Source organism: Roseibium sp. (genome assembly GCF_965232425.1).
In the GTDB taxonomy this organism is placed as follows: Bacteria; Pseudomonadota; Alphaproteobacteria; order Rhizobiales; family Stappiaceae; genus Roseibium.
The window spans coordinates 5,810,635-5,837,181 of record NZ_OZ246971.1; the positions used below are offsets into that span (position 1 = coordinate 5,810,635).

Below are 26,547 nucleotides of genomic sequence, written 5' to 3' on the forward strand. Positions count from 1 at the left end.
ATGATTAAACCGATGGCGCCGCCACCAGAACCGACTGCAGGCCTGTTGAAGGTCTGCCTCGCATTCAGCGGTCTCGCGGGCGCCCTCGGCGTTGTCACACTTGCAATGGCTGCGCACGCGGACAATCCGGGCTCGCTCGGTACCGCGGCGCGAATGCTGCTGTTCCACGCTCCGGTCTTTCTCGGGATCGGCCTGCTCGCGCAATCGCGCAAGGTGCTGCTGTTGCCGGTCACGGCGATCTTTCTGTTTTGCGGACTTTGCCTGTTCTGCGGCGACCTGTTCAGCCGCTCATTCCTGGGCAGCAGCCTGTTTCCGATGGCGGCACCGATCGGCGGCATGTTCCTGATCGTCGGATGGCTCTCCCTTGCGCTCGGCGCGCTCAGGGTCGTTCCGCGTCAATCCTGACGCCGCGGGTCAGCCTTTCAGTCTCTCCGCATGCCAGGCCACGTGATCGCGCGCAAAACTCGCAACGAAGTAGTACGAGTGATCGTAGCCCTTCTGGAGCCGGTAGCAGTGCGCGGTTCCGGTCTCGATGAGCGCGTTCGCCAGCGCTGCCGGCTTCAGCAGTTCCAGAAACTGATCGTCGGCGCCCTGGTCGACAAGCACATCACCGACCCAGCCCTTGTTCACGAGCAGCCGTGACGCGTCATGACCGCTCCAGAGGCTTTCATCCTCTCCCAGATATGCGCCGAGCTGTTTGCGTCCCCAATCGGACGCAGACGGATTGGAGATCGGGGCAAAGGCGGAGAGAGACTGGTATTGCCCCGGGTATTTCATCGCCAGGGTCAGCGCGCCGTGCCCGCCCATGGAATGTCCGGTGATGCCCTGGTGAACGGTTACCGGGAAATTCTCGGTGACGAGATCCCGCAACTCACCGGCGATATAGGTCTCCATCTGGAAATGGGGCGACCAGGGGTCCTGGGTGGCGTTGACGTAAAATCCGGCTCCCTGGCCGAGATCGTAGGCTTCGTCGTTGGCAACCCCCTCGCCCCGCGGACTGGTATCGGGAAAGATGATCGCAATGCCGAACTCGGCTGCATGCGCCTGAAGTCCGGCCTTGGTCATCGCGTTTTCATGGGTGCAGGTGAGCCCCGACAGGTACCAGAGGCACGGGACAGGGCCTTCCTGGGCCTGCGGCGGCAGGTAAACCGCAAACGTCATTTCACATCCGCAGGCCTCCGAATCGTGGGAGTAGACCCCCTGTACGCCGGCGAAAGCCTTGTTTTCCGAAATGGTTTTCATGATTTCCTGCCTGTTGGAAGACAGAGAGCCGCTTCGAAACCGAAACAGCTCTCTCGCCTGAACACTTTGTGACTGCGGCGGTCCGTTGTCCTGCACTTGTCATCGACAGGCCGACGCGGGACCGAAAACCGGAATGCGCCCGGTCCGTTTCCTAGTAAAGAACGACGGAGCGGATGGATTCGCCCGCATGCATGAGATCGAAGCCCTTGTTGATGTCCTCGAGCGGCATGGTGTGGGTGATCATCGGATCGATCTCGATCTTGCCGTCCATGTACCAGTCGACGATCTTCGGCACGTCCGTGCGCCCGCGCGCGCCGCCGAAGGCCGTGCCGCGCCAGGACCGGCCCGTCACCAGCTGGAACGGACGCGTGGCAATCTCGGCCCCGGCCGGGGCCACGCCGATGATGATGCTCTCGCCCCAGCCCTTGTGCGCCGATTCAAGCGCTGCCCGCATGACACTCACATTGCCCGTCGCATCGAAGGTGTAGTCCGCACCGCCCTTGGTCAGATCGACCAGATACGGAACGAGATCTCCCTCCACTTCGCTCGGGTTGACGAAATCCGTCATGCCGAAACGCGTTGCCATCTCCACCTTGGCCGGGTTCAGGTCCACACCGACAATCTGGTCCGCGCCGGCAAGGCGCAGACCCTGGATCACGTTCAGGCCGATGCCGCCGAGGCCGAAGACGATGGCGCGCGAGCCTTCCTCCACCTTGGCCGTGTTGATCACCGCACCGATGCCGGTGGTCACGCCGCAGCCGATGTAGCAAACCTTGTCAAAGGGCGCGTCGGGCCGGATCTTGGCCAGCGCGATCTCCGGCACAACCGTGTAGTTGGCGAAGGTCGAGGTGCCCATGTAGTGCAGGATCGGATCGCCATCGAGCGTGGTGAAGCGGGACGAGCCGTCCGGCATCAGCCCCTGCCCCTGGGTGGAGCGGATCGCCTGGCACAAATTGGTCTTCGGGTTGAGGCAGTATTCGCAGTTGCGGCACTCGGGCGTATAGAGCGGAATGACATGGTCGCCCGGTTTCAGCGTGGTGACCCCCGGCCCCACTTCCACAACGACACCGGCGCCTTCGTGACCCAGGATCGCCGGAAACAGACCTTCCGGATCAGCGCCGGACAGCGTGAACTCGTCGGTGTGGCAAATGCCCGTGGCCTTCACCTCCACAAGCACCTCGAAGGCACGCGGACCCTCCAGATTGACCGTGGTCACCTCAAGCGGTTTTCCGGCCCCCACGGCCACAGCTGCACGAACTTCCATCGAAAGACCTCCCTGAAATAGCTTGGCAACGAGAGTTACCGCCCCCGGTCTGAAATGCAAGAACCGAAACGACGTCAGGTGTCCGGAAAGCGAAAAACAGAACGGAATCAACACAGAAAACGAACTTGTTCCGACCCTGTAAGTTGTTCCGTTCCAAGGGGTTTCGTCTGCACTGCTTCCAATGGACGCGGGCAATGCGACACCTATGTCGTATTCTGACAAGCAGGCGACTGAAACCTTATACGCACATGAGGGTTCAATCGTAATTATGCGCGGCAATGGACGGCTCTCGACCGCATCGGTATGGTCGCCGCCTGAAAATTCAATCAAGCCGCGCCGGCGTCACGACATTCGATCCGTGAAACCGGCGCGTAAACGTGCGGAGCCGCTGCTTCATGAAGCGATATTCCTTCCTGGAACTGGCTAAAAACGCCTTTTCCGCGCACCAGAACTGGGGACGCCAGTGGCGTTCCCCCGAGCCGAAGTCCGAATACGACGTCGTGATTGTCGGCGCGGGCGGACATGGTCTCGCAACGGCCTTTTACCTCGCCAAGGAACACGGCGTGCGCAACGTGGCCGTTGTCGAAAAGGGCTGGCTGGGCGGCGGCAACACGGGCCGCAACACCACCATCGTCAGGTCCAACTATCTCTGGGAAGAAAGCGCGGCGCTCTACAATCACGCAATCGGCCTGTGGCAAGGCCTGTCGCAGGAACTCAATTACAACGTCATGTATTCCGCACGCGGCGTGATGATGCTCGCGCATACGGTCCACGATGTTCAGGTCGCGCAGCGCCACATTCACGCCAACAGGCTCGCGGGCGTCCAGAACGAGTGGCTGTCGCCCGAGCAGGCCAAAGAATACTGCCCGCCCCTCAATATCTCGAAGGACATCCGCTACCCCGTCATGGGCGCGGCTCTTCAGCGCGTCGGCGGGACGGCGAGACACGACGCGGTTGCCTGGGGCTATGCGCGCGGCGCGGACGACATGGGTGTCGATATCATCCAGAACTGCGCCGTCTCCGGCATTCGCCGCGGTGCCGACGGGTCCGTTGAAGGCGTTGAAACCTCGAAAGGCTTCATCAAGGCAAAGAAGGTCGGCGTTGTCGCGGCCGGGCACACATCGACCATCATGGACATGGCCGGCGTTCGCATGCCGCTGGAGTCCTACCCTCTTCAGGCGCTCGTCTCCGAACCGGTCAAGCCGGCCTTCCCGTGTGTCGTGATGTCCAACACGATCCACGCCTACATTTCGCAATCCGACAAGGGCGAACTGGTCATTGGCGCGGGCACCGACCAGTTCATCTCCTACTCGCAAACCGGCGGCATTCACATCTCCAATCATACGATCGACGCGATCTGCGAACTTTTCCCGCATTTCCGGCGCATGCGGATGCTGCGGAACTGGGGCGGCATCGTCGACGTGACACCCGACCGGTCGCCGATCCTTTCCAAGACACCCGTACAGGGCCTTTACGTCAATTGCGGCTGGGGCACCGGCGGCTTCAAGGCAACACCGGGGTCCGGGCACGTCTTTGCGCACACGATTGCCAGGGACGAGCCGCACCGGATCAACGCACCATTCACGATCGACCGGTTCCGCACCGGTCGTCTCATCGACGAAGCGGCCGCGGCCGCCGTGGCTCACTGAGGGGAGATTTCATCAGATGTTGCTGGTTTATTGCCCCTATTGCGGTGTCGAGCGTCCGGAAACGGAATTTTCCTGCCGCGGCGAGGCCCATATCGCGCGTCCTGCCGATCCATCGGAAACGAGCGACGAAGATTGGGTGAACTTCCTCTATATGAGAAGCAACACCAAAGGCGTCTACGCTGAGCGTTGGCGCCATATCCACGGGTGCGGGCGTTTCTTCAACGCGGTTCGCCACACGGTCTCAGACGAATTTCTCAGTTTCTACAAGGCGGGCGAACCGATGCCGGACCTTGAAGAACTTGCCAAGGAGGCCGGCAAATGAGCCAGCCATTCCGTACCGAAAAAGGCGGCCGGATCGACCGGGCCGAACAGATCAGTTTCACCTTCGACGGGGAACAGATGCAGGGCCACAAGGGCGACACGCTTGCCTCCGCCCTGCTTGCAAACGGCGTCCACCTTGTCGGCCGGTCCTTCAAGTATCACCGTCCGCGCGGGATCGTGACCGCAGGTTCGGAAGAACCGAATGCCCTGGTCGGTATCTTCCGGCACGGTGACCAGACACCGAACCTGCGCGCGACGCAGGTCGAGCTTTACCAGGGCCTCGAAGCCATCTCGCAGAACCGGTTTCCCTCGCTCGGTTTCGACGTCGGCGCGATCAACGACCGTCTGTCGATGTTCTTTCCGGCGGGTTTCTACTACAAGACCTTCATGTGGCCGAAGTCCTTCTGGGACCGAGTGTACGAACCCGTCATCCGGGCTGCAGCCGGTCTCGGCAAACCGCCGAAGAACCCGGATCAGGACTTCTATGGAAACCAGTATGCCCACTGCGATGTGCTGATTGCCGGCGCAGGGCCCGCCGGGCTTGCAGCCGCGCTGGCCGCGGCAGAAACCGGTTCCAGCGTCATTCTGTGCGATGAACAGGCGGAATTCGGCGGTTCCCTGCTGACGGAAACAAACGCCACCATCGACGGCCAGGCACCGGCCGACTGGGTTGGCGAGACGATCGGCAAACTCGCTTCGATGGACAATGTCAGACTGCTGTCGAGAACCACAGCATTCGGCTATTTCGCGCACAACTATGTCGCGCTTGCCGAACGGGTAACGGAGCACGTCGCAAACCCGGATCCGAAATTGCCGCGGGAGCGGCTGTGGCAGGTCCGGGCCAAGGAAGTCGTCATCGCTTCCGGCGCAATTGAACGGCCGATGGTGTTTCCCGAGAACGACCGCCCCGGCATTCTGCTGGCCGAAGCCGGCCGCACCTATCTGAACCGGTACGGCGTCAAGGTCGGCCACAAGGTTGTGATCGCGACGGCATGTGACACCGCCTGGCAGGTGGCCTTCGATCTTGCGGACCACGGCGTTGAAATCGCCGCGATCGCCGATCTGCGCGAGACCCCGCCCGAAAGCCTGATTTCGATCGCGAAGGCGCGGAACATCCGTGTCGAAGCAGGATGCGTGATCACCGGCACACTCGGCCGCAAACGCGTCAAGTCGGTGCTTCTCGGCAAACTGATGACATCCGGTCAGGTCGCCTCGGGCGGCCAGGTCGAGTGCGACGCGCTGCTCATGTCGGGCGGCTGGACGCCCACGGTCAGTCTCTATTCCCAGTCCCGCGGCAAGGTGGTCTGGGATGCCGACAAGGGGGCCTATGTTCCCGGACAATCCGTCCAGAAAGAGCGTTCCATCGGCGGCGCGAAAGGCCTTTACGGCCTGCAGGCAACGCTCGAGGACGGCTATGCAGCCGGTGAAGAAGCCGCCAAGGCTGCGACCGGCAAATCGGCCAAGGTGTCCCATGCCACCGCCAGCGGCGGAGAGCCGGGTGAAGGCGGAACGCTCGGCGCCCTGCCCCACGATCGCAACGCGTCCAAGGTCAAGGCATTCGTTGATTACCAGAACGACGTCACCGCCAAGGACGTCAAGCTGGCGGTGCGCGAGGGCATGCATTCCATCGAGCACATCAAGCGCTACACAACGACCGGCATGGCAACCGACCAGGGCCGTCTTTCCAACATGAACGCCCTGCAGATCGCGTCCGGCGCGCTGGAGCGTCCGATGACGGATGTGGGACTGACCACGTTCCGCCTGCCCTACACGCCGACTACTTTCGGCCTCTTCGCGGGCGTTGCCCGTGGCGACTTTTTCGACCCGGTTCGCAAGACCCCGTCGCATGACTGGGTTGTCGACAATGGCGGTGTCTTTGAAGATGTCGGACAATGGAAGCGAACCTGGTACTTCCCGAAGCCGGGCGAGGACATGCATGCCGCCGTCGCACGTGAGTGCAAGACGGTGCGCGACAGCGTCGGCCTGTTCGATGCGTCGACCCTCGGAAAGATCGAGGTCGTCGGACCGGATGCGGCGGAATTCCTGGAGCGTATGTACACCAATCCCTGGAAGAAGCTCGCGCCCGGACGCTGCCGCTACGGCCTTCTGCTCAATGATGCCGGCTTCATCACCGATGACGGAGTCATCGGGCGCCTTGCAGATGACCGCTTTCACGTGACCACCACGACAGGCGGCGCGCCAAGCGTATTCGCGACCATGGAGGACTATCTTCAGACCGAATGGCCCGATCTCGACGTGTGGATCACCTCGACGACGGAACAATACGCGGTTGCCGCCGTCCAGGGCCCGAAGGCGCGCGATGTCATCGCCCCGTTCATCGAAGGTGTCGACCTTTCCAACGAGGCGTTTCCGCACATGAGCGTACGGGAGGCCACGTTCTGCGGCGTTCCCTGCCGCCTCTTCAGGATTTCCTTCACCGGGGAACTCGGCTTTGAAATCAACGTGCCGCGCCGGCATGGCAAGATGATGTGGGAGACGCTCGCCAAGGAAATCGAAAAGCATGCCGGCACCACGTATGGAACCGAAACCATGCACGTCCTGCGCGCGGAGAAAGGCTACATCATTGTCGGTCAGGACACGGACGGAACCGTGACCCCGCAGGATGCCGGCATGACCTGGGCCATCGGCAAGAAGAAACTCGACTTTGTCGGCAAGCGCGGGCTGGAACGTCCGGATCTCGTGGCGGAAAACCGCAAACAATTCGTCGGGCTGCTCACGAAGGACCCGAAGGTGAAACTCGAGGAAGGTGCGCAGATAACCACCGCCGAAAACCCGGCGACGGGTACGCAGGCAGAAGGTCACGTCACCTCGTCCTATTTCAGCCCTGCGCTTGACCGGACGATTGCCCTGGCCGTCGTCAAGAACGGTCATGCCCTTGAGGGCAAGACGCTTTATGTTCCGATGCCGGACGGCAGCATCCCGGTCGAGGTAACCGGTCCAGTGTTCTATGACAAGGAAGGAGCGCGGATCAATGTCTGAAGTTCTGGCCAATGATCTGATCACCCCCGACGCCGGGGCGGACCCGCTGCTGAGCCTTGGCGATGTTTCGATCCTCAAGGCGGCACCGGTGACACGGCTTTCACTGCGCGTGCGGCCTACGTCTCTTGATGATGCAGGCAACGCCTTCGGTGCCGTATTGCCCGCCAAACCGATGTCCTGCGGACTTGGAGACAAGCGCGCCGCGCTCTGGATGGGGCCGGACGAGTGGACCCTGCTGGCTCCCGAAGACGACCTGGGCTCTGTCTTCGAGGCGATCGAGACCGGGCTCAAGGACCAGCCGCATGCGCTCGTGGACATTTCGGAGCGGTCCGAAGCGATTATCGTGAGCGGTGAAAAAGCGGTCTGGTTGCTCAACACGGGCATCTTCATCGACTTTTCACTCGATGCCTTTCCCGTCGGCACGGTTTCACGCACGATCTTCCACAAGTCGCCGGTGATGGTCTGGCGCACCGGTCCGGAGACGTTCGTCGTGGAAGCCTGGGTTTCCTTCATGGACTACGTTTCAGGACTGCTGGTGCAGTCCGCCGGGGAGCTGGAAGCGGCCTAACGCGCGCCGGCGGATGAGTGCACGCCCCTGTGGCAAGCGCCACGGGGGCTTTTTCTTTGGGACTGCCCAACTGTGCGCGAATTTCAAGAGGCGTATGCGCACGTTCATCGGTTTCTCGAAGCGTTGACTTGCAAACCGCCGCGAAATCCCGCAACTCTCTCCCATATGCTGAAAATCGGTTCCTACAACATACAAAAGGCGATCGGCGTCGATGCCCGTCGCCGCCCGGAACGGACCCTCAAGGTCATCCGTGAACTCGATTGCGATGTCTTGGCGCTGCAGGAAGCCGACAAACGCTTCGGCCCGCGCGAAAGCACGCTGGACAGGGTCACGATCCTCTCGGAAACCGGTTACCGTCCCGTCCCCTTTTCGGAGAACGGCAAGAGCCTGGGATGGCACGGCAACGCGATCCTGATCCGTGACTCGATCGGGATCGTCGATTTCAGAAAGCTGGAACTGCCGACACTGGAACCGCGCGGCGCCGTCGCCGTGGATCTCGACATCGGCGGCGAAAAGATACGCGTGGCCGCGATGCATCTCAGCCTGCTCGGGCATTTCCGCAAGAAGCAGATCAGCTCGCTGATGCACCAACTGCATGAAAATCTCGACTACCTGCCGACCGTGCTGATTGGCGACCTGAACGAATGGCGCGACACGGCGCGCAGCCTGAAGCTCCTGGAAGAACGCTACGAAGTCACGACACCGGGCAAGAGTTTTCCGAGCCCGCTTCCCGTCGGCAGCCTCGACAGGATCATCACCAGTCCGGAATTCACCGTGCAAAAGGCCGGCGTTCACAAATCCCGGACCGCGCGCGTGGCGTCCGACCATCTGCCGGTCTGGGCGCACCTTTCGCTCGAAGCTTCCGGTCACCTGTCCGTCAGCGCGAAAGAGTCTTCGGAAGAGATTTCCTAGGCGATTTCAGCCCGGTGGCGGAGAAGAAAGCGCTTCAGGCTGCTTTCGTTGGCCCGGTCCACGGCTTCGGAAAAGGGCAGCCACAGGCATTGCCTCTGCCCCAGTTCCGGAAACTTGCTCAGTTGCTTTTCAAACTGCAGCTTGAAGACCAACACCCTTGTCCGCACTTTCGAGCCATCCGACCGTCCCTTGTACGAACTGAAGGTCCCGAGTGCGCACGGATCTGCCTGCCCGACGACACCCGCTTCCTCGTAGGCCTCCGTCGCGGCGGTCTCGTGGTCCTGTCTGTCAGGCTCCGGCCACCCCTTGGGCAGGATCAATCGACCCGTATCCCGTGTCGAAACCAGAAGGATCTCGGTCTCGGTCTCGCCCGGACGCATGCACAGGGCAGCGATCTGCAATCGGGCCGGCTTGTAGAACAAACCCAATAGCCCCCGCAGCCACGACTTTTCCCCCTTTGCAAACGATCTGGACAGACTCACTTTCACACCTTCCTTCAATGGAGGTGTGTACTTAGTGGCATTCGCTCAATTTGTCTAGACAAAAGCGCACTTTGTGCATCAGGCTTGTTACTTAAACACAATTTACCTTAAGGCATCTTCGCTTATCGATACCGCCTCGGCGCTCCAGGCTCCCGGCCACACTTCAGCCTTGCCGCATTTCAGGTCACCCAGTTCCTTCATCGGCACACCACAGGTCAGGAATGGTTCTTCGGAATTACTCCCGTCTGTCGCCGCAATTTCGGCTGCAATACCCGTAAAACCAAGGGTTTCTTCACATGGAACATAAAGAGCGGCCCCCGAAACGCTGGAGTCGTTTTGTGTCGTGCCCTTTGAAACCCCAACAACGCCGCACACGGCGACAGCACACATCAGTTCGACCGCCCGTGCCTTGGCGCACCCGTAGACCCGGTGATAACCGGACAGTTTTTCCGTCATCGACGGCACCAGAATCAGATCCGGTCCCGCCTTGGCGAGCAGGCAACTGAGGGCCGGCATCTCGATATCCAGACAAATGAGGATCGCCATTTTGAGGCCATCAAGCTCGAAAACAGCAAGCCGGTTCCCCGGCGTCAGGTTCCAGGTATCGGGATCCTGCTCAAAAGGTGTCAGGCAAAGCTTGTCCTGCCTGATCTGGCGACCATCCGCGGTCAGCAGAAACGCGGTATTGGTAATGCCGCCATCTGTTTTCACCGGCATCGTTCCGGCCAGAAGGGAAATTCCGTGTTGCTGCGGCAAAGGTGCCAGCAGGTTCAACAGGTCTTTGCCCACATCGGCGAGAAACGCCATTTCGCGATCGGGCGGCAGTCCTGCCGGTTTGAAAGCCAGACAGCATTCGATGAAGTATTCCGGGAGCATGAGCAGCTTCGCGCCTGCGTCCGCTGCTTTCCGCATCTCGTCCTGGATGGCACGCGCCAATGCGTCGACCGAGGCCGGTGCGCGGCCGAGGTTAAAGGACCAGAGTGCAATAGGATAATCGGTCATGCCGCAGGTATCTCCAACAGTTCAGCTGTCAGACATAAAAGCGGCAGCGCCTTGATTTCAAGTGCGAATGGGGGTCCGGATCAATCCAGGAAAAAACCGACAAAAACAGCGAAAAGCACGAGGAACCCGGTTCCAGCGACTGTTCCCTTCGGTTGCGACGGCAAGGATTTCAGTTTCGCAGACCGGCGCACTTCTCGGATGCCCTTCAGCGCGTTGTCGGTGCGTTTGTCAATTTCCGCAAAATATGGCGAAAGCTCATTCTGAGCGCGCATATCTTTCCCTCACGATTCCTTCGTGAAGAAAGCTTACGCAGCGAGCCTTAGAGTTTGGTTAATGGCCTCTTACCGGGCGCGCTTACAGGCGGCTCTTTCGCGGATCGGCAACATCGAGGATGCGCATTTGTACCTTTGGAGTACCTTGCCAAGTATCGATCGAGAGCGTCCCGACCAGATGGAGGTTACGTCCCCTGCCTTCCAGCAGCATGCGCCCGTGAGGTTTGTCATCCGCCTTGAAGCAGATGGCCTTCAAGGAGGCACCGTCGCCAGCGGCGATGGTCGCCCGAACATGCCCCTTTCCGACAACATCGGCAAATGAGATGCGATGCGCGGGAAATGCAAAGACCGGCTCGGAATGGCCTGCCCCAAAAGGTCCGGCCTTTTCAAGCAGCTCCACCAGATCCAGGGTAGCACCGGTCGCTGTCAGCGCAGCATCAACCCGGATTTCTCTTTTACTTGTAGCATCTTCAACGTCATTCTTTAGAGTTTGATTAAAGAACTCCTCAAGGTCACCGGCTTTTTCCCGCTGTACGGTCAGACCGGCAGCCATGGCGTGACCTCCGCCCTTCTCGAGCAGCCCGATTTCGACAGCCTTGCGCACGGCAGCGCCGAGGTCGACACCATGAACGGACCTGCCGGAGCCTGTCCCCTTGCCCGAGGCATCGTAGGCAATGGCGAAGGCCGGCCGCCGATGCGCCTCCTTCAAGCGCGAGGCAATCAGCCCCACGATGCCCGGATGCCAATCTTCGGACCCGGTGAGCAGAACGGCCGGGTCGCGCGTGTCGATGGCCGCAAGTGCCTCAGCGCCCGCTTCTTCCAGCATATGCGCTTCCATCGCCTGGCGTTCGTTGTTCAACTGATCGAGCCGCTCGGCGATTGCGCGGGCCTCGTGGCTGTCCTGCGTGGTGAGCAGGCGCGCTCCGAGAGCGGCGTCTCCGATCCGGCCTCCGGCGTTGATTCTCGGGCCTACCAGAAAACCCAGGTGGTACGGAACAGGCTTGCCGTTCACCCGGGCCACATCGGCCAGTGCAGTGAGACCCGGGTTCTGGCGCTTGTGCATGACCGCCAGACCCCGGGTGACATAGGCGCGGTTCAGCTCCCTGAGCGGAACCACGTCACAGACGGTTCCAAGAGCGACAAGATCGAGCAGTGACATCAGATCCGGTTGTCGGCCGCTCTCGAACACGCCGCGCCTTCTGAGTTCTCTGTTCAGACCGACGAGGAAGAGAAACGTGACGCCGACCGCTGCCAGATGTCCCTGGCCAGACAGGTCGTCCTGCCGGTTCGGATTGACCAGCGCCACGACGTCGGGAAGCGTTTCTCCAACCTGGTGGTGGTCGATGACAACTACATCCAGGTTCAGGGACCGGGCCGTTTCGAACGCTTCGGACGAGGTGCTGCCGCAGTCCAGCGTAACCAGCAATTCCGCTCCGCTGGCATGCAGATGTTCGATTGCCGGACCGTTGGGACCATATCCTTCGACGATGCGATCCGGGATATGGATGATCGGATCCAGCCCCAGCCAGTTGAGATATTTGGCAAAAACCGCGGAGGAAGTCGCACCGTCAACGTCATAGTCGCCGAAGATCGCAATCTTCTTCCCCGCCTGAACGGCATCCGCGATCCTTTCGACCGCAGCGTCCATGTCCTGCAGACTGGATGGATCAGGCATCAGGGACTTGAGGGTCGGATCGAGAAAGTCGGCCGCCTTTTCCTGCGTGACGCCGCGCGCTGCGAGAACGCGCGCCAGCACATCCGGAATGCCCTCCATCTGTGCGATCGCCATGGCCGTGCGTGCCTCGGACGCGCTCAGGCGCTCGCGCCAGGCGTTGTCGTTTGCCGATCTGGCGACCCCGAGTACGAGCCGCCCGTCTTCCTCATCGGAGTTTTTGATCATTCAAAGCAAGACCGGATCCTGAACCTCGACAGACTTTCGGCACGGCCCTCAATCCAGGTGGAATTTCTCCAGATCATGGTGCTGCGCCTTGATGTAGCGAACCGTTCCTGTCGAGGACCGCATCACAACGGTGTGGGTGGTGATATGCTCACGTCCAAACCGGACGCCTTGCAGGAAATTGCCATCGGTCACGCCCGTGGCTGCAAAGAGAACATCCGGTCCCGCCATTTCCTCCAGCGTGTATTTCTTCTTGATGTCCTCGATCCCCATGCGATGGGCCCGATCGACCTGTTCGTCGCGCGTGATGACCAGCCGGGCCTGCATCTGTCCGCCGATGCAGCGCAGGGCGGCAGCTGCCAGCACCCCTTCGGGAGCTCCGCCGATACCGGCATAGATGTCGATGCCGGTTTCGTCCGGGTCGGTCGTGTGAATGACGCCGGCAACGTCGCCGTCGCCGATTAGCCGGATCGCAGCGCCCGTGGCGCGGATGTCCTCGATCAGGCGCGCGTGCCGGGGACGGTCAAGAACGCAGGCCGTCACTTCCGAAACGGCAACGCCCTTTTCCTTTGCGACGGCTGCAATGTTGTCGGCAACCGGAGCATCGAGATCAATCAGACCGGCGGGGTAGCCCGGCCCGATGGCAATCTTGTCCATGTAGCTGTCCGGTGCATTCAGGAGGTCGCCTGCCGGGGCCAACGCGATAACGGCCAGGGAATTCGGCAGGTTCTTTGCGCAGATGGTGGTGCCTTCCAGCGGATCGAGAGCAATGTCGACCTGGGGCCCCTGCTTGGTGCCGACATTCTCGCCGATATAGAGCATGGGTGCTTCGTCGCGCTCCCCCTCGCCGATGACGACCGTCCCGTCGATCGGCAAGCGGTTCAGCTCGCGCCGCATGGCGTCGACCGCAGCCTGATCGGCAGCCATCTCATCCCCGTGTCCCCGCAGACGCGCTGCGGACACAGCCGCCCTCTCGCTCACGCGTGCCAGTTCAAGGGTCAGAATCCGGTCCAGTCCACTCGACGGCTGATTTTCTGTATCGGACATCAACTTCTCCAGTCTTTCCCCCGCAGCAAGCGGCAGGCACCTTGCTATCAGTTCAGCTTTTCAATGCGTATCATTTGCGGAGGCTCGGCGACGACGCCCTTGGACATGATCACGTCCAGGGCCTCCTTGATCGCGACCTCGGTCGTCTCATAAGTGATCAGTATGACAGGTTGAGGCAACTCGGCGTCGAATGACGCCGGCGGTTCTTCCGCCGATTGCCGTTTCTGCACAATCGATTCCAGCGAAATACCGGCATCGCCCATGCAGCGCGCGATCTCCGCGAAAGCACCGGGGCGATCGAACACGGACAGACGGATGTAATAGCCGCCCTCGTGCAGCCGCATGCGCGCCCGCTGATAGTCTTTTAGGTCCTCCGCCGGCATTCCGAGGGCATGGGTCGCATCCCCCCGGGCAATATCGGAGATGTCTGCGACGACAGAAGACGCGGTCGCGTTTCCGCCGGCTCCCGGTCCGACGAGCACGATCTCACCGACATAGTCACCATCGACCGCAACCGCGTTCAGGACGCCGTCAATCCGTGCGATCGCAGAAGATTTCGGCACCATTGTCGGATGAACGCGCTGCTCGATTCCTGTATCGGTGCGTTGCGCCACACCCAACAGCTTGATGCGGAAGCCGAGTTCATCGGCCGCCTGGATGTCCGCCGTGGTAATGGACGTGATGCCCTCCATGAAAATCGTATCGCTGGAAATCTTCGTGCCGAATGCGAGGCTGGTCAGGATCGCCAGCTTATGGGCGGTGTCATTGCCTTCGATGTCAAAGGTCGGATCCGCTTCCGCGTAGCCGAGACGCTGCGCGTCGGCGAGACAGTCCTCGAAACTGATCCCTTCCGCTTCCATGCGCGTGAGTATGTAATTGCAGGTGCCGTTCAGGATGCCGTAGACGCGACTGATATCGTTGCCCGTCATGGATTCGCGCAGCGTCTTGACGATCGGAATTCCGCCGGCAACCGCCGCCTCGTAATTCAGGACGGCATTGTTCGCATCGGCGATCTCCGCCAGTTCTACGCCGTGGCGCGCCAGCAGGGCCTTGTTCGCGGTCACGACATGGACACCACGTTCCAGCGCAGCGCGAACGCTGTCTTCGGCCGCGCCGGCTTCGCCGCCAATCAGCTCCACATAAATGTCTATGTCCGCGGATCGTGCCATCTCGACCGGATCGCTGAACCACGCGCAGGCGGACACATCAATGCCACGGTCCCTGGAGCGGTCGCGGGCGCTCACGGCAGTCACCTTGACGGCTGTCCCGGTTTTCCGGGCGATCTGCTCACCGTGTTTGTCCAGTAGTTGCACAACCGACGTGCCGACGGTGCCAAGACCAGCGACGCCAATTTTCAATGCTTCAGCCATTCAGATTATTGTCCAGTTCAATTCAGCCAGAAGTCTCGAGCGGGATGACGTTGTGCAGCTTTTGGTCCGCAGTTTCAAGAAAGCGGCGAATATTTCTCGCGGCCTGCCGAAGCCGCTGTTCGTTCTCGACCAGTCCGATGCGCACATAATCATCGCCATGTTCCCCGAAGCCCAGGCCGGGCGCGACGGCCACGTCAGCGCGTTCCAGCAGCAACTTGGAGAATTCGAGGCTGCCAAGAGCCCGGAACTTCTCGGGGATCGGTGCCCAGGCGAACATGCTTGCTTCCGGAGCCGGCACGTCCCAGCCGGCCCGCCCGAAGCTGTCCACCACGACATCGCGGCGCTTCTTGTACACCTGCCGGGTCTCGGCAATGCATTCCTCAGGACCGTTGAGCGCAGCCGTCGCTGCGACCTGGATCGGGGTAAAGGCGCCATAGTCGAGATAAGATTTCACGCGCGAGAGCGCCGATACCAGGCGTTCATTGCCGACAGCAAAGCCCATTCTCCAGCCCGGCATCGAAAACGTCTTGGAAAGCGAGGTGAACTCCACGGTCACGTCCATGGCGCCGGGCACCTGGAGAACGGACGGCGGGGGCGTCGCCCCGAAATAGATTTCCGAATAGGCAAGATCGGACAGGATGAAGATGTCATGCTTGCGCGCAAACGCGACGACGTCCTTGTAGAAGTCGAGATCGGCGCAATAGGCGGTGGGATTTGCCGGATAGCACAGGATGATTGCGATCGGCTTGGGAACCGAGTGAATGACAGCGCGTTCCAGCGCGTCGAAAAAGGCCGGGCCCGGTTCGGCGGGGACGTTGCGGATGGATGCGCCGGCCATGAGAAACCCGAAGGTGTGGATCGGGTAACTGGGGTTCGGGCTCAGAATCACGTCTCCCGGAGCGGAGATCGCCTGCGCCATGTTCGCAAAGCCTTCCTTGGAGCCGAGCGTGGCGATCACCTGCGTGTCGGGATCAAGCTTCACACCGAAGCGGCGGCCATAATAGGCAGCCTGTGCCTTTCGCAGGCCCTGGATGCCTTTCGACGCCGAGTACCTGTGCGTTCTGGGATCCTGGACCACCTCGGTCAACTTTTCGACAATGTGCGGCGGAGTCGGTAGGTCCGGATTTCCCATGCCAAGGTCGATGATGTCAGCACCCGCAGCGCGCGCTTTTGCCTTCAGACGGTTGACCTGTTCAAAGACATACGGCGGCAGCCGCTTGATCTTATGGAATTCCTCCATGGCGCTGATCCTTGCGAGTTGACGTAGTGGCGGCACGCAGACACGTCCATGCCTGCGCGGCGGGGCTCTTTTAGCAGCCCCGACGCGTTTTCGCATCCGTCTTTGCGAAACTAGCCACCTAATTTTGGCCGGTTTTCCGAAAAGAAATTTTCAGGACCACCGGGACGCTCCGAATTAAACCGATTAAGGCGGCAACGCGTTTTCAGCCAGCAAGCTTTGCCCGCTCAAGAGCCGCCTGGAATTACTGCGACGTTGCGAGCGATTCCAGATATTCCGCTGTCTCTTCGCGATCGGCCGGGTTGATCAAACCGCTTGAGACACCCGCGCTCACCGGGCGGTCGTAGCCCTTTGGTTTCGGCACATTCCCGTCGAGTTGCGATTTGTCGCGTTTCAGAGCGACGATGAGCGGCGTTCCCGGCCCGACGCCGCAGGCGGTCAGGGTTAAGCAGAGTACTATCGCGCTGCAGATCGTGCGCTTGCCGGTCAAACTCACCGTGTTCCTCCCGAAGCGGTGCTTTCAAGACCTCGGCGGCCTCGGCATAAACGCTATCAGGAATTTTGCCTTCGTGCGGAAAGTTTCCGGTCTTTTCCAGAAGTATGAAGGTGTTTTCCTTCAAACTTTCGCGCGTCCGGGCGCCCGGCCTCCCCCTGAGAACCGATGCCGCATACCGACTGTCTGAGTTTCAATACGGATCGACTGCGCGCGCGCCTTATGCCATATAGGAACAACAGGCAGAATACTGGCGGGAACCCAACCAGATATCGCGATTTGAAGCCCAATACCCTCCGCCTAGCCTGGCAGGAGGGACAAAGAAAACACCGGAGGATACCATACCGATGTCTGACGACCGCCCGCATCCGATGTTGCACTACATTATCAACAACCCGGAAGCGTTTGCCCAGAACCTGGCGAAGACCCTGGAACAGGCGGGAAAAGCACTGGCTGCCTATATCGAGCCGCGCGAACAAGGCAAGATCAAGCACGAATCGACAGACGAGTTGACGGGTGTGGTCAAGACGCTGGCCCAGGTTGGTGAATACTGGGCGTCCGATCCGCAGCGCGCGCTGGAGGCACAGTCAAGGCTCTGGAGCGGTTACATCGAATTGTGGAATTCGTCCCTGAAACGGATGATGGGCGAACAGGCGGAACCGGCTGTCGAAACACCGGCCAAGGACCGGCGCTTCGCGGATCCCGAGTGGCAGGAAAATCAGTATTTCGACTTCATCAAGCAACTCTATCTCATCACCAGCAAGTGGGCCGAAGAAATGGTCCACGACGCCCAGGGGCTCGACGAACACACCCGTCACAAGGCGGAGTTCTACGTCACCCAGATCGCCAACGCGGTATCGCCGTCGAACTTCGTCCTGACCAATCCGGAACTGCTTCGCCTCACGATGGAAAGCAATGGCGAGAACCTCGTGAAAGGCATGCAGCATCTGGCGGAGGACCTGAAGACCGGCCAGGGCGAACTCAAGATCAGGCAGACGGACCCGTCCAAATTCAAGCTTGGCGACAATCTCGGCAACACGCCGGGCAAGGTGATTGCCCAGAACGATGTGTGCCAGGTGATCCAGTACACCCCGACGACCGGCGAGGTCCTGAAGCGGCCTTTGATGATCGTGCCGCCCTGGATCAACAAGTTCTACATTCTCGATCTGAATCCCGAGAAATCCTTCATCAAGTGGGCCGTCGATCAGGGACATACCGTCTTTGTCATCTCCTGGGTGAACCCCGACGAACGGCAAGCCCAGAAGAGCTTCGAGCACTACATGAAGGAAGGCATTCTCGACACTCTGGACGTCATCAAGCGTGCGACTCGCCAGGAAGAGGTCAACGCGATCGGCTACTGCGTCGGCGGGACGCTGCTGGCTGTCACGCTTGCCTACATGGCAAAGGTCGGCGATGAACGCATCAAGACCTCAACCTTCTTCACCACGCAGGTCGACTTCACCTTTGCGGGCGACCTCAAGGTCTTCGTGGACGAGGAGCAGATCTCGGTCCTGGAAAAACGGATGGAAGAACAGGGCTATCTGGACGGTTCGAAAATGTCGTCGGCATTCAACATGCTGCGCTCGAACGACCTGATCTGGTCCTACGTGGTCAACAACTACCTGAAGGGCAAGGACCCCTTCCCTTTCGACCTTCTCTACTGGAATTCCGACTCAACGCGCATGCCGGCAGCGAACCACTCATTCTACCTGCGCAACTGCTACCTGGACAACAAGCTTTCAAAGGGCGAGATGGAAGTCGCCGGCGAGATGCTGGATCTTTCCAAGGTCACCATTCCGATCTTCAACCTCGCCACGCGTGAGGATCACATCGCGCCGCCCAAATCCGTCTTCCTCGGGTCCGGCTGCTTCGGCGGTCCTGTCGACTATGTTCTTGCCGGGTCCGGGCACATCGCGGGCGTGGTCAACCCGCCGGCGAAGAAGAAATACCAGTTCTGGACCGGCGGCGAGGCAAAGGGGACGCTGGAAAACTGGCTCAAGAATGCCAAGGAGCATCCGGGTTCCTGGTGGCCCTACTGGGATCAATGGATCCGTTCAAACGACGGGGCGACGGTCAAGGCGCGCAAACCGGGCGCCAACAGGGTCAAGATACTAGAGGATGCCCCTGGTTCCTACGTCATGCAGAAGGTCTAGGGTACGTGTCAGCGTGATTGCGCACTGATCGGCATCAGGGTCATTCCCAGGAGCGCTGCAAATTTCTCCGGCGACATGGGTCTGCCAAAGTGGAAGCCCTGCACGGTTTCGCATTTGCAGCTGGCCAGGAATGCCTGCTGCTTCGCGGTTTCGACGCCTTCGGCCACCACGTTCAGTCCCAATTCCCGGCCCAGGGAAATGATCGCGCGCGCAATGCTCCGGTCATTCTCGTCTGTTTCCAGGTCGCGGATGAAACTCTGATCGATCTTAAGGCGCGTGAGCGGAAAGTTCTTCAGGGCAATCAGGCTGGAAAATCCCGTTCCGAAATCGTCGATCGCCAGTTTCAGGCCGATCCTCCGGAAATCGTCCATGAGCTTGACCGCCTGATCGGCGTTCTTCATCAAAAGATTTTCCGTGACTTCCAGTTCGAGATGTTGTGCCGCAAGCCCGGTTTGCGCGAGCGCATCGCAGACATCTCCTGTCAGGGCGGCATCGCGGAACTGCCGGGGAGAGACATTCACGCCAATGGTGATGGTCGGCAGGCCCTGAAGTTGCCATTCCCTGTTCTGGCGGCAGGCCTCGAACAGAACCCAACGCCCGAGCGGCACGATCAGGCCGCTGTCCTCAGCCAGCGGCACGAAATCTTCGGGCATCAGCCTGCCGAGAAACGGATGCCGCCACCGCACCAGTGCTTCGGCACCCACGATCCGGCCACTGAACAGATCATATTGCGGCTGATATTCGAGGTGGAATTCGTCGTTTTCGATCCCACGGCGCATTTCCTCAAGCAAAGTCAGCCGGTTGAAGGATTTCTTCGGCCTTGAGTGTTCGAAAAGCTTGAAACCATCGCGCCCCTGAGACTTTGCCTCGAACATCGCCTTGTCGGCATTCTTCAGGAGCTGCTCTGCATCTTCGGCGTCTGACGGGCAGCTTGCCGCGCCGATACTGCAGGTCACGTGAAACGACAGGTCACCGATGGATATCGTCCGGGTGATTTCATTTCTGAGTTTCGTCATCAGGTCGACAAGCGCCAGCTTCTGCGCGTGTTGCCCCTCGACGATCAGAACGAATTCGTCTCCACCGAAACGCACCGATTCATGCTGACCGCCGTGCACGGACAGGATGCGCTCGGCAATGATCATGAGGACCTGATCACCGATCGCATGGCCAAAGCTGTCATTGACGAGTTTGAAGTCGTCGAGATCGACGAAGAGAACCGCAACCGGTTCACCGGACCGTAGGCTGTCGGACACCTTTTCAGCCAGCTTGGCCTTGAAATCGTGCCGATTGGGAAGCCCCGTGAGAACGTCATGATTTGCGAGGTAGCGTATCTCGGTTTCTGCACGCTCCCGTTCCACGGCGATGGACGCCAAACGGGCGGCCTCAACAGCGAGTTTGTGCTCATGTTCGCTCGGCCCGCGCACTTCGTTCGAGTAGAGCCCGAAAGTTCCCAGAACGCACGCGTCCTTGCCGAAGAAAGGCACGGACCAACAGGCGCGCATGTCGAACTCTCTGATGAGGTCCCGGAACTCGCTCCACAGTTCATGTTCCAGCATATTGTCCACGAACACGCTTTCGCGCCGGTAGACCGCGGTTCCGCAGGATCCGACCTTCGGGCCGACAGGGGTTCCCTTGCACAACTCGACATAGCCTTCGGGCAAATTCGGAGCGACGGCGGGAACCAGGTACTCGCCATCTTCGCTGACCAGCATGATGGATCCCATGACGCCATCCATCTGGCTTTCCATGGTCAGCACGAGGGTTTCGAGCACTTCGTGCAGGGGTTTGGAGGTCGCAATCTCCTGAAGGACCTTGTTCTGACCCTCTTGCAGGAGTTGCGCCTTCTTGCGCTCCGTGATGTCACGTGAAATCCCGACAATGCCGACGACCTCGCCTTCGGCGTTCAGGACCGGGTATTTCGATGTCGACAGCCAGCGCCGCGAACCGTTCTTCGGAAGGGCCACTTCCTCGTAGTCGATCCGCGCTTCCTTGGAAGCCATGATCTCCGCTTCGGTATTCTTGTACCCGCGACCGGTCTCCAATGGGTGCAGCTCGAGATCCGTCTTGCCGATCACCTGGGACGGGTCCTCAAGTCCGAGATCGAGCGCAACCTGGCGGTTGGCCATGACAAACCTGTGATGCCGGTCCTTGGCGAAAATGTAGTCCGAAACGTTGTTGACGAGCGTCTGCACCCAGTCATCACTCAGGTGCAGCTGATCACCTTTTTCCAGATGATCGAGCCCGTTGATGCGGTCAAGTTCCTCCGCGAGGGTCTTTCCACTCGTCAATTGAACGTGTTGATTACCGGCAAGCATTGTCTCTTTTTTCATCCGGTTGTTTCACCCGGCTGGTTTATCGGGTAGTTCGATATTTTATGTATTTTGCACCTAATAAACAATAAATAGGCAGCAACTTTTAGAAGAGAACGGCGACTTACGCTAAGAGATGCGTGTTGCCTCAGCTACGTTATCAAGGGTTCTTCCGAACAACCGACTTGCCGATACCGTCCCAGTCCCGACACCTTTCACATGCGCGGAACTGCGGCACTTTCGGCGCATTGGCCAACCGAGATTGCCAAGTGTCCGGGACTGAGGGTATGGTTGCGCTTCGATTGTAAACGCAGCGTTAACCATGCAGACACCCGAACGAAACCAGTTCCAGCAGGTACAGCCGGCACATCACGGGGGACACCCCGCAAATTCGGTTCTCGGGACCCTGCGAATAACAGGCGGAAGCAAGCCGGCGGGAGCACGTGCCACCTACGCCAAGCTGCTGACGCCGGCGCTTGTCTGCCTTGCGATCTGGTCACACATCTGGGTTGGCACGGCTGCCGCCATTGCCCTCACGATCCTGGCCGTCGCAGGACTGGTTTTTCTTCAGGGCAAAGCGGCCGCGCCTTCGACAAAACCCACCTGGGCAAACGCGGTCGGATTTGGAGAACGGATCTGGCTGAACCGCCTCCACACGCCGATACCGGACAAATTAAGCGCCCGCATCACCACGCTTTTCCTGGTCTATTGGCTCGGGGCCGTGATCGCCTATACGGGCGGGATCACGGCATCCCTTCTCTTGACCGGCACCGGTCTTCTCGTTGCCTATTCGGCGCAACTCGTGTGTTTCCAGAAACAGGTCCTGCTCTTTAAGCAGATGAAGGACAGGTCACCGCTCTACCGGTTCTGGTCGTCGGCACCGGACAATGACAACACCGAAAAGATCGCCTGACTTCCAGTTTGCACTTTGCGCGCGGCCAAGCCGGCCGCAGGTCCACCCGGAGGTTTCCGCCGGATCATGATCCCGCGCTCTTTCGCCGTTCAGCCAACAGACCGATATAGGTCAGTGCCACACTGGCACCGGCAATCGATGTGATATCGGCATGATCATAGGCCGGGGCGACTTCGACGACATCTCCTCCGACAAAGTCGATTTCACGCAGCCCCCGCAGGATGCAGAGCGCTTCGCGTGATGTCAGTCCGCCCGAAACCGGTGTACCGGTTCCAGGTGCGAAGGCGGGATCAAGACAGTCAATATCGAAGGTCATATATGCAGGTGTGGAACCAACGCGTCTTTTGACGAGGTCGATAACGCCAGATACCCCGAGTTCTTCCAGTTCGTGACCGAATATGATGTCCAGCCCGCAGGTTTCGGGGGCATGCGTGCGGATGCCGATCTGAATCGACTTGTGCGGATCGATCAGGCCTTCCCGGACCGCACGCCCAGTGAATGTCCCATGATCAATCCGGTCGCCCTCGTCGGGCCAGGTATCCTGGTGAGCGTCGAACTGAACCAGCGCAAGCGGGCCGTGTTTGGCGGCATGCGCGCGCAACAGCGGATAGGTGACGAAATGATCGCCGCCGATCGAAAACAGGTGTGTGTCCGTTGCCAGAATATCGGCGGCCTGGGCTTCAATGTGGCCCGGCACATCAGCGTTGCGGCCATAGTCGAATACGCAGTCACCGTAGTCGACACAGGCGATCTCTTCGAACGGATCCATGTGAAAGGGATATTGCGGATCGCCGTCGAAAATGGCCGAGGCCCTGCGCACGCCCTGGGGGCCGAAGCGCGCACCTGGCCGGTTGGACACCGATGCATCGAAGGGAATGCCCCAGACCGCGAGATCGACGCCGTCGAGATCCCGGCTGTATCGCCGCCGCATGAAGGACAGCGCTCCGGCATAGGTCGATTCATGCGACCCGCCCTTCAGCGACTTTCCAAGAAAGGCATTGTCGGTCGGACGCGGCAAATCTGCTGACATTTCATCTTCCTCTGCGCAGCCCATGGTGAGGTTTCAAGGCAGCTTCACGTTTTACAGAGGGTCTTTAACAGACGACGTCAGATCGTGCCAATCGAAACAATCCGAGAAAGACGCGAACCTGCACGCGCGCGGGTTGATCAGGCGCACACGGCCGTTTTTCAACAGACTGATGGAGACCATTGTTCCCCGGCGCGCGCGAGACTATTACTGGGTTTCTTCCCGCTTCCTGCAGACCGACCAAGGACATTACGCTGTGGCAGACCAGACAAGAACACTCCTGCGCGGCAGACTTCTGACCTTCAACGCCTGCCCGGGCGGAGCGGATGACACGGACACCTATACCTACCTGGAAGACGGCGCCCTGCTTCTGTCCGGAGGCACGATCGAGGCGTGTGGCGACTTTTCAAAGATTTCCAGAGAGGTGCCGGACGGGGTGACGGTCATCGATCACCGTCCGCACCTGATCCTTCCAGGCTTCATCGATACGCATATTCACTTTCCCCAGGCACAGGTGATCGCCTCCTGGGCGGATCAACTGCTCGACTGGCTGAACGACTACACGTTTCCGGCCGAACAGAAATTCGCCGACAAGGTGCATGCGGACCGGATCGCGGCCCATTTCTTCGACGCCCTGGTCGCACACGGCACCACCACGGCGGTTGCCTATTGTTCCAGTCATCCGAACTCGGTCGACGCCTATTTCGAAGAAGCAGAACGCCGGGGCATGATGATGCTCGGCGGCAAGACTATGATGGACCGCAACGCGCCACCCGCTCTGTGCGACACGGCGCAAAGTTCCTACGATGACAGCAAGCGGCTGCTCGCCAAGTGGCACGACAAAGGCCGGGCGAAATATGTCATCACACCCCGCTTTGCGATCACCTCGACACCGGAGCAGCTTGAGGCTGCCGGAAGCCTGCTCAGGGAACATCCCGAGTGCCACCTTCAGACCCATATCAATGAGAACCAGAACGAAATCGCGTTCACGCGGGAACTTTATCCGGATGCGGCACACTATCTCGGGGTCTATGAAAGCTTCGATCTCCTGGGTCCGAGGACGCTGCTCGGACACTGTATTCACATGACGGGACACGAGCTTCACGTCATGCGCGAGACAGGGTCCGTCGCCGTTTTCTGCCCGACGTCCAATCTCTTCCTGGGCAGCGGCCTCTTCGACAAGTCAGGCCTTGAAAGCGCGGGCATACGTACCGCGATCGCGACGGATGTCGGCGGCGGAACGAATTACTCCATGCTGCGCACACTCGATGAAGGCTACAAGATCCTGCAGCTCCAGCGGCAGCGCATGCATCCGCTCACCAGCTTCTACTGGATCACGCTGGGGAACGCACAGGCCCTGTCGCTTGCCGACAGGATCGGGACGCTCAATCCTGGCACGGATGCCGATCTGGTGGTGCTCGACGCTGGTGCAACGCCCGCAAAGGCGCTGCGCATGGAAACCGTCACGACCCTTTCTGAGGAACTGTTCCTCCTGCAAACGCTCGGCGACGATCGCTGCGTGGTGGAAACCTATGTTGCGGGCGCACCGCAGAAACGCCTGCCACCCACCGGCGAGCGCTGATCCGCTCAGGCTTCCGCTTTCCCCGAGGAGCCGAAGAGCGTGGCAGCGGCGCCTCCGATCGCAAACGCGGCGAACACGCCTGCAGCCCCAAAGAAGACGGGTTGAAACCCGGAGGCCTCCAGCCAGGTCGTCAGGATCAGCGGCGAGATAACCTGTCCCGCGAACATGGCCGTGGTCACCAGTCCCGACGCGCTGCCTCTGCGATCGCCCGGCGCGACCTTCAGGGCCAGCACGAAAAACCCCGGCTGCACCAGGGAATATCCTGCACCGATCAATCCTGCACCAGACAGCACCAACACCCAGACCGGGTAGGAGACGATGACCGCGTACCCCGCTGCCATTGCCGCGAAACCGGCCGCAAGCACCACCGTGAGACCGAACCTGTCACTCAAAGGCTTGAACAACAGCGCGGTCGCCCCGCCGGCGAGCATCAGGACACCGAGCGTTGCGGCGGTTCCCGAAGCAGGGTCAAATCCGATGCCCATCAGGTAGAACGGTATCTGGCTTGGCATCAGAAAGAACAGCATCACGGTGCTCATCGTCAGTGCGCAGATGGCCGCAATCGCGCAGAGCCACGTTCCCTTCCCGCGGCTCTCTCGGGTGCGCGCATCACCACGTGCCACGCGTGCCGCCTTGCGTTCCTGACGGCGTATGCCCGACAGAAACGGCAACAGGAGAACGGGCAACAGGTAAACCAGAAACGGAAGCCGCGGAGACAGCCCTGCCAGGAAGCCGGCAAGAGAAATGAAGATCAGGCCGCTGAAGTTGATCGCAACGGTCTGCCATCCGAGGAACGCGTTGCGCCGCGAACCTTCGAACAAATCGCCAACAAGCGCGACCTGAGCGGTCATCGTCAAAGCGACGGCCGCCCCGAGCGCCAACCGGCTTATCAGGATGGACTGAAGATCCGGCAGGTAAGCACCGGCGCTTCCCGCCAGGACGAACAGGACAACGCCGGCGACCAGGAGCCGTGCCTTTCCGATCCGGTCGGCGAGCAGGCCGGCCATCGGTGCGACGCATATGACCGTCAGCGATGGTGCGGCCACCAGGAAGCGCGTCAGATGTCCGGCAAGCGGATCCTGCGCAAAACTCGCCTCCAGAGCCGGCAGGGCCGGACTGATCGTGGCATTCGCCATGATCTTCAGGGTTGCCGTCAGCAGAAGGCCAATGGCGGCGGCATCCAGCCAGAACGGACGCGCGGATGTTCGATGACGGTGAAGCATGGGTTTTCCTTGCATTTCGGACAGGGTTTCGCCACGCTACCAATTCAAGTCGACTTGAGGTCAAGAGATGAAATTGCTGGATATTTCCGAAGTGTCAGCCCATACCGGCATTGCCGCCTCGGCCATTCGCCATTACGAGGAAAAAGGCCTGCTGACGTCGGTGGGCCGGCGGGGCCTGAGACGCCTCTTCGGTCCGGACGTGCTCGACCGGCTGGCGCTCATCACACTCGGCAAGAGTGCCGGGTTTTCACTCGATGAGATCAAGGACATGTTCGGGCCCGACGGCCGCCCTGATATCTCGCGCGAAAAACTGACCGCTAGGGCTGACGCACTTGACGATCAGATACGGCGTCTCGGGAGCCTCAGGGACATGATCCGTCACGTCGCCGTGTGTTCAGCGCCGTCGCACATGGAGTGCCCGCGCTTCAGAAAGCTGTTGCGCGTTGGAAGCAGATCACGAAAGAAAAGCTCGGCCTTTCGCCAGGAACGGAAGTTGATTGACTGAAGCGGGACCGGTGCCAAAATAATCTGCAAGTCGTGACTTCCGTATTAATGCGAATTGCCTGCAACAATTCCGCCTTGTT

22 protein-coding genes are annotated in these 26,547 nt (G+C 60.2%); 10 read left to right on the forward strand and 12 right to left on the reverse strand.

The features are described from left to right. Positions 1 to 405: a DUF423 domain-containing protein gene (locus ACO08A_RS26555; protein ID WP_422038844.1), complete on the forward strand. Its 405-nt coding sequence runs from the start codon at positions 1 to 3 to the stop codon at positions 403 to 405. Between the two features lie 9 nt (positions 406 to 414). On the opposite strand, the gene fghA is transcribed toward ACO08A_RS26555, so the two are convergent. Beyond that, positions 415 to 1,242: an S-formylglutathione hydrolase gene (fghA, locus tag ACO08A_RS26560; protein WP_422038845.1), complete on the reverse strand. Its 828-nt coding sequence runs from the start codon at positions 1,240 to 1,242 to the stop codon at positions 415 to 417. 151 nt (positions 1,243 to 1,393) lie between these two features. Next, the gene (locus tag ACO08A_RS26565) at positions 1,394 to 2,506 is read right to left on the reverse strand and encodes an S-(hydroxymethyl)glutathione dehydrogenase/class III alcohol dehydrogenase (RefSeq protein WP_422038847.1); all 1,113 of its coding nucleotides are present in this window, start codon (positions 2,504 to 2,506) and stop codon (positions 1,394 to 1,396) included. A 395-nt stretch (positions 2,507 to 2,901) separates the two neighbouring features. Here ACO08A_RS26565 and ACO08A_RS26570 point away from each other — a divergent pair, with 395 nt between their 5' ends. From ACO08A_RS26570 to ACO08A_RS26590, 5 genes are all read left to right on the forward strand, one after another. Further along, positions 2,902 to 4,155, forward strand: coding sequence for a sarcosine oxidase subunit beta family protein (locus ACO08A_RS26570; RefSeq protein ID WP_422038848.1), 1,254 nt, complete (start codon positions 2,902 to 2,904; stop codon positions 4,153 to 4,155). Positions 4,156 to 4,171: 16 nt separating this feature from the next. Continuing rightward, positions 4,172 to 4,477, forward strand: coding sequence for a sarcosine oxidase subunit delta (locus ACO08A_RS26575; RefSeq protein WP_422038849.1), 306 nt, complete (start codon positions 4,172 to 4,174; stop codon positions 4,475 to 4,477). Further along, positions 4,474 to 7,476 (forward strand): sarcosine oxidase subunit alpha family protein, encoded by a 3,003-nt coding sequence (locus ACO08A_RS26580; RefSeq protein WP_422038850.1) that lies wholly within the window; start codon positions 4,474 to 4,476, stop codon positions 7,474 to 7,476. Before ACO08A_RS26575 ends, ACO08A_RS26580 begins: the two co-directional genes overlap by 4 nt. Beyond that, positions 7,469 to 8,044 (forward strand): sarcosine oxidase subunit gamma, encoded by a 576-nt coding sequence (locus tag ACO08A_RS26585; RefSeq protein ID WP_422038852.1) that lies wholly within the window; start codon positions 7,469 to 7,471, stop codon positions 8,042 to 8,044. Before ACO08A_RS26580 ends, ACO08A_RS26585 begins: the two co-directional genes overlap by 8 nt. A 165-nt stretch (positions 8,045 to 8,209) precedes the next feature. Further along, positions 8,210 to 8,956: an endonuclease/exonuclease/phosphatase family protein gene (locus ACO08A_RS26590; protein ID WP_422038853.1), complete on the forward strand. Its 747-nt coding sequence runs from the start codon at positions 8,210 to 8,212 to the stop codon at positions 8,954 to 8,956. On the opposite strand, the gene ACO08A_RS26595 is transcribed toward ACO08A_RS26590, so the two are convergent. The 7 genes from ACO08A_RS26595 to ACO08A_RS26625 form a co-directional block, all read right to left on the reverse strand. Next, entirely contained in the window at positions 8,953 to 9,438 is a 486-nt protein-coding gene (locus tag ACO08A_RS26595; RefSeq protein ID WP_422038854.1) for an NUDIX hydrolase, read from the reverse strand. The two genes, ACO08A_RS26590 and ACO08A_RS26595, sit on opposite strands and share 4 nt — an antisense overlap. 102 nt (positions 9,439 to 9,540) lie before the next feature. Next, on the reverse strand, positions 9,541 to 10,440 hold the full coding sequence (locus ACO08A_RS26600) for a nitrilase-related carbon-nitrogen hydrolase (protein WP_422038855.1): 900 nt from the start codon (positions 10,438 to 10,440) through the stop codon (positions 9,541 to 9,543). A gap of 354 nt (positions 10,441 to 10,794) precedes the next feature. Further along, positions 10,795 to 12,612 (reverse strand): single-stranded-DNA-specific exonuclease RecJ, encoded by a 1,818-nt coding sequence (recJ, locus tag ACO08A_RS26605; protein WP_422038856.1) that lies wholly within the window; start codon positions 12,610 to 12,612, stop codon positions 10,795 to 10,797. Between the two features lie 48 nt (positions 12,613 to 12,660). Continuing rightward, the gene (gene glpX, locus ACO08A_RS26610) at positions 12,661 to 13,656 is read right to left on the reverse strand and encodes a class II fructose-bisphosphatase (protein WP_422038857.1); all 996 of its coding nucleotides are present in this window, start codon (positions 13,654 to 13,656) and stop codon (positions 12,661 to 12,663) included. A 47-nt stretch (positions 13,657 to 13,703) separates the two neighbouring features. Beyond that, complete coding sequence (locus tag ACO08A_RS26615; protein ID WP_422038858.1) at positions 13,704 to 15,026, reverse strand: homoserine dehydrogenase; 1,323 nt, start codon at positions 15,024 to 15,026, stop codon at positions 13,704 to 13,706. A 22-nt stretch (positions 15,027 to 15,048) separates the two neighbouring features. Next, positions 15,049 to 16,266 (reverse strand): LL-diaminopimelate aminotransferase, encoded by a 1,218-nt coding sequence (locus ACO08A_RS26620; RefSeq protein WP_422038859.1) that lies wholly within the window; start codon positions 16,264 to 16,266, stop codon positions 15,049 to 15,051. 241 nt (positions 16,267 to 16,507) lie between these two features. Next, positions 16,508 to 16,759, reverse strand: a complete 252-nt coding sequence (locus tag ACO08A_RS26625; protein WP_422038860.1) for a hypothetical protein — start codon at positions 16,757 to 16,759, stop codon at positions 16,508 to 16,510. Positions 16,760 to 17,103: 344 nt separating this feature from the next. Here ACO08A_RS26625 and ACO08A_RS26630 point away from each other — a divergent pair, with 344 nt between their 5' ends. Continuing rightward, positions 17,104 to 18,909 (forward strand): PHA/PHB synthase family protein, encoded by a 1,806-nt coding sequence (locus ACO08A_RS26630; protein WP_422038861.1) that lies wholly within the window; start codon positions 17,104 to 17,106, stop codon positions 18,907 to 18,909. 8 nt (positions 18,910 to 18,917) lie between these two features. Here the strand turns inward: ACO08A_RS26630 and ACO08A_RS26635 are convergent, their stop codons facing one another. Further along, positions 18,918 to 21,239: a sensor domain-containing protein gene (locus tag ACO08A_RS26635; protein ID WP_422038862.1), complete on the reverse strand. Its 2,322-nt coding sequence runs from the start codon at positions 21,237 to 21,239 to the stop codon at positions 18,918 to 18,920. 301 nt (positions 21,240 to 21,540) lie between these two features. Here ACO08A_RS26635 and ACO08A_RS26640 point away from each other — a divergent pair, with 301 nt between their 5' ends. After that, the gene (locus ACO08A_RS26640; protein WP_422038863.1) at positions 21,541 to 22,131 is read left to right on the forward strand and encodes a DUF6653 family protein; all 591 of its coding nucleotides are present in this window, start codon (positions 21,541 to 21,543) and stop codon (positions 22,129 to 22,131) included. A 64-nt stretch (positions 22,132 to 22,195) separates the two neighbouring features. On the opposite strand, the gene speB is transcribed toward ACO08A_RS26640, so the two are convergent. Continuing rightward, the gene (gene speB, locus ACO08A_RS26645) at positions 22,196 to 23,161 is read right to left on the reverse strand and encodes an agmatinase (protein ID WP_422038864.1); all 966 of its coding nucleotides are present in this window, start codon (positions 23,159 to 23,161) and stop codon (positions 22,196 to 22,198) included. Positions 23,162 to 23,414: 253 nt separating this feature from the next. Here speB and guaD point away from each other — a divergent pair, with 253 nt between their 5' ends. Then, positions 23,415 to 24,740: a guanine deaminase gene (gene guaD, locus ACO08A_RS26650; protein ID WP_422038866.1), complete on the forward strand. Its 1,326-nt coding sequence runs from the start codon at positions 23,415 to 23,417 to the stop codon at positions 24,738 to 24,740. A 5-nt stretch (positions 24,741 to 24,745) separates the two neighbouring features. Here guaD and ACO08A_RS26655 read toward each other — a convergent pair whose 3' ends face one another. Next, positions 24,746 to 25,963 (reverse strand): MFS transporter, encoded by a 1,218-nt coding sequence (locus ACO08A_RS26655; protein ID WP_422038867.1) that lies wholly within the window; start codon positions 25,961 to 25,963, stop codon positions 24,746 to 24,748. A 67-nt stretch (positions 25,964 to 26,030) separates the two neighbouring features. Between ACO08A_RS26655 and ACO08A_RS26660 the strand changes: the two genes are divergently transcribed. Beyond that, complete coding sequence (locus ACO08A_RS26660; RefSeq protein WP_422038868.1) at positions 26,031 to 26,468, forward strand: helix-turn-helix domain-containing protein; 438 nt, start codon at positions 26,031 to 26,033, stop codon at positions 26,466 to 26,468. Positions 26,469 to 26,547: the final 79 nt, after the last annotated feature.

Excerpts from the sequence above, each read along its gene's own strand:
- ACO08A_RS26555 (WP_422038844.1), top strand. The coding sequence starts at position 1 with ATGATTAAACCGATGGCGCCGCCACCAGAACCGACTGCAGGCCTGTTG.
- fghA (WP_422038845.1), bottom strand. The coding sequence starts at position 1,242 with ATGAAAACCATTTCGGAAAACAAGGCTTTCGCCGGCGTACAGGGGGTC.
- ACO08A_RS26565 (WP_422038847.1), bottom strand. The coding sequence starts at position 2,506 with ATGGAAGTTCGTGCAGCTGTGGCCGTGGGGGCCGGAAAACCGCTTGAG.
- ACO08A_RS26570 (WP_422038848.1), top strand. The coding sequence starts at position 2,902 with ATGAAGCGATATTCCTTCCTGGAACTGGCTAAAAACGCCTTTTCCGCG.
- ACO08A_RS26575 (WP_422038849.1), top strand. The coding sequence starts at position 4,172 with ATGTTGCTGGTTTATTGCCCCTATTGCGGTGTCGAGCGTCCGGAAACG.
- ACO08A_RS26580 (WP_422038850.1), top strand. The coding sequence starts at position 4,474 with ATGAGCCAGCCATTCCGTACCGAAAAAGGCGGCCGGATCGACCGGGCC.
- ACO08A_RS26585 (WP_422038852.1), top strand. The coding sequence starts at position 7,469 with ATGTCTGAAGTTCTGGCCAATGATCTGATCACCCCCGACGCCGGGGCG.
- ACO08A_RS26590 (WP_422038853.1), top strand. The coding sequence starts at position 8,210 with ATGCTGAAAATCGGTTCCTACAACATACAAAAGGCGATCGGCGTCGAT.
- ACO08A_RS26600 (WP_422038855.1), bottom strand. The coding sequence starts at position 10,440 with ATGACCGATTATCCTATTGCACTCTGGTCCTTTAACCTCGGCCGCGCA.
- recJ (WP_422038856.1), bottom strand. The coding sequence starts at position 12,612 with ATGATCAAAAACTCCGATGAGGAAGACGGGCGGCTCGTACTCGGGGTC.
- glpX (WP_422038857.1), bottom strand. The coding sequence starts at position 13,656 with ATGTCCGATACAGAAAATCAGCCGTCGAGTGGACTGGACCGGATTCTG.
- ACO08A_RS26615 (WP_422038858.1), bottom strand. The coding sequence starts at position 15,026 with ATGGCTGAAGCATTGAAAATTGGCGTCGCTGGTCTTGGCACCGTCGGC.
- ACO08A_RS26620 (WP_422038859.1), bottom strand. The coding sequence starts at position 16,266 with ATGGAGGAATTCCATAAGATCAAGCGGCTGCCGCCGTATGTCTTTGAA.
- ACO08A_RS26630 (WP_422038861.1), top strand. The coding sequence starts at position 17,104 with ATGTCTGACGACCGCCCGCATCCGATGTTGCACTACATTATCAACAAC.
- ACO08A_RS26635 (WP_422038862.1), bottom strand. The coding sequence starts at position 21,239 with ATGAAAAAAGAGACAATGCTTGCCGGTAATCAACACGTTCAATTGACG.
- ACO08A_RS26640 (WP_422038863.1), top strand. The coding sequence starts at position 21,541 with ATGCAGACACCCGAACGAAACCAGTTCCAGCAGGTACAGCCGGCACAT.
- speB (WP_422038864.1), bottom strand. The coding sequence starts at position 23,161 with ATGTCAGCAGATTTGCCGCGTCCGACCGACAATGCCTTTCTTGGAAAG.
- ACO08A_RS26655 (WP_422038867.1), bottom strand. The coding sequence starts at position 25,963 with ATGCTTCACCGTCATCGAACATCCGCGCGTCCGTTCTGGCTGGATGCC.
- ACO08A_RS26660 (WP_422038868.1), top strand. The coding sequence starts at position 26,031 with ATGAAATTGCTGGATATTTCCGAAGTGTCAGCCCATACCGGCATTGCC.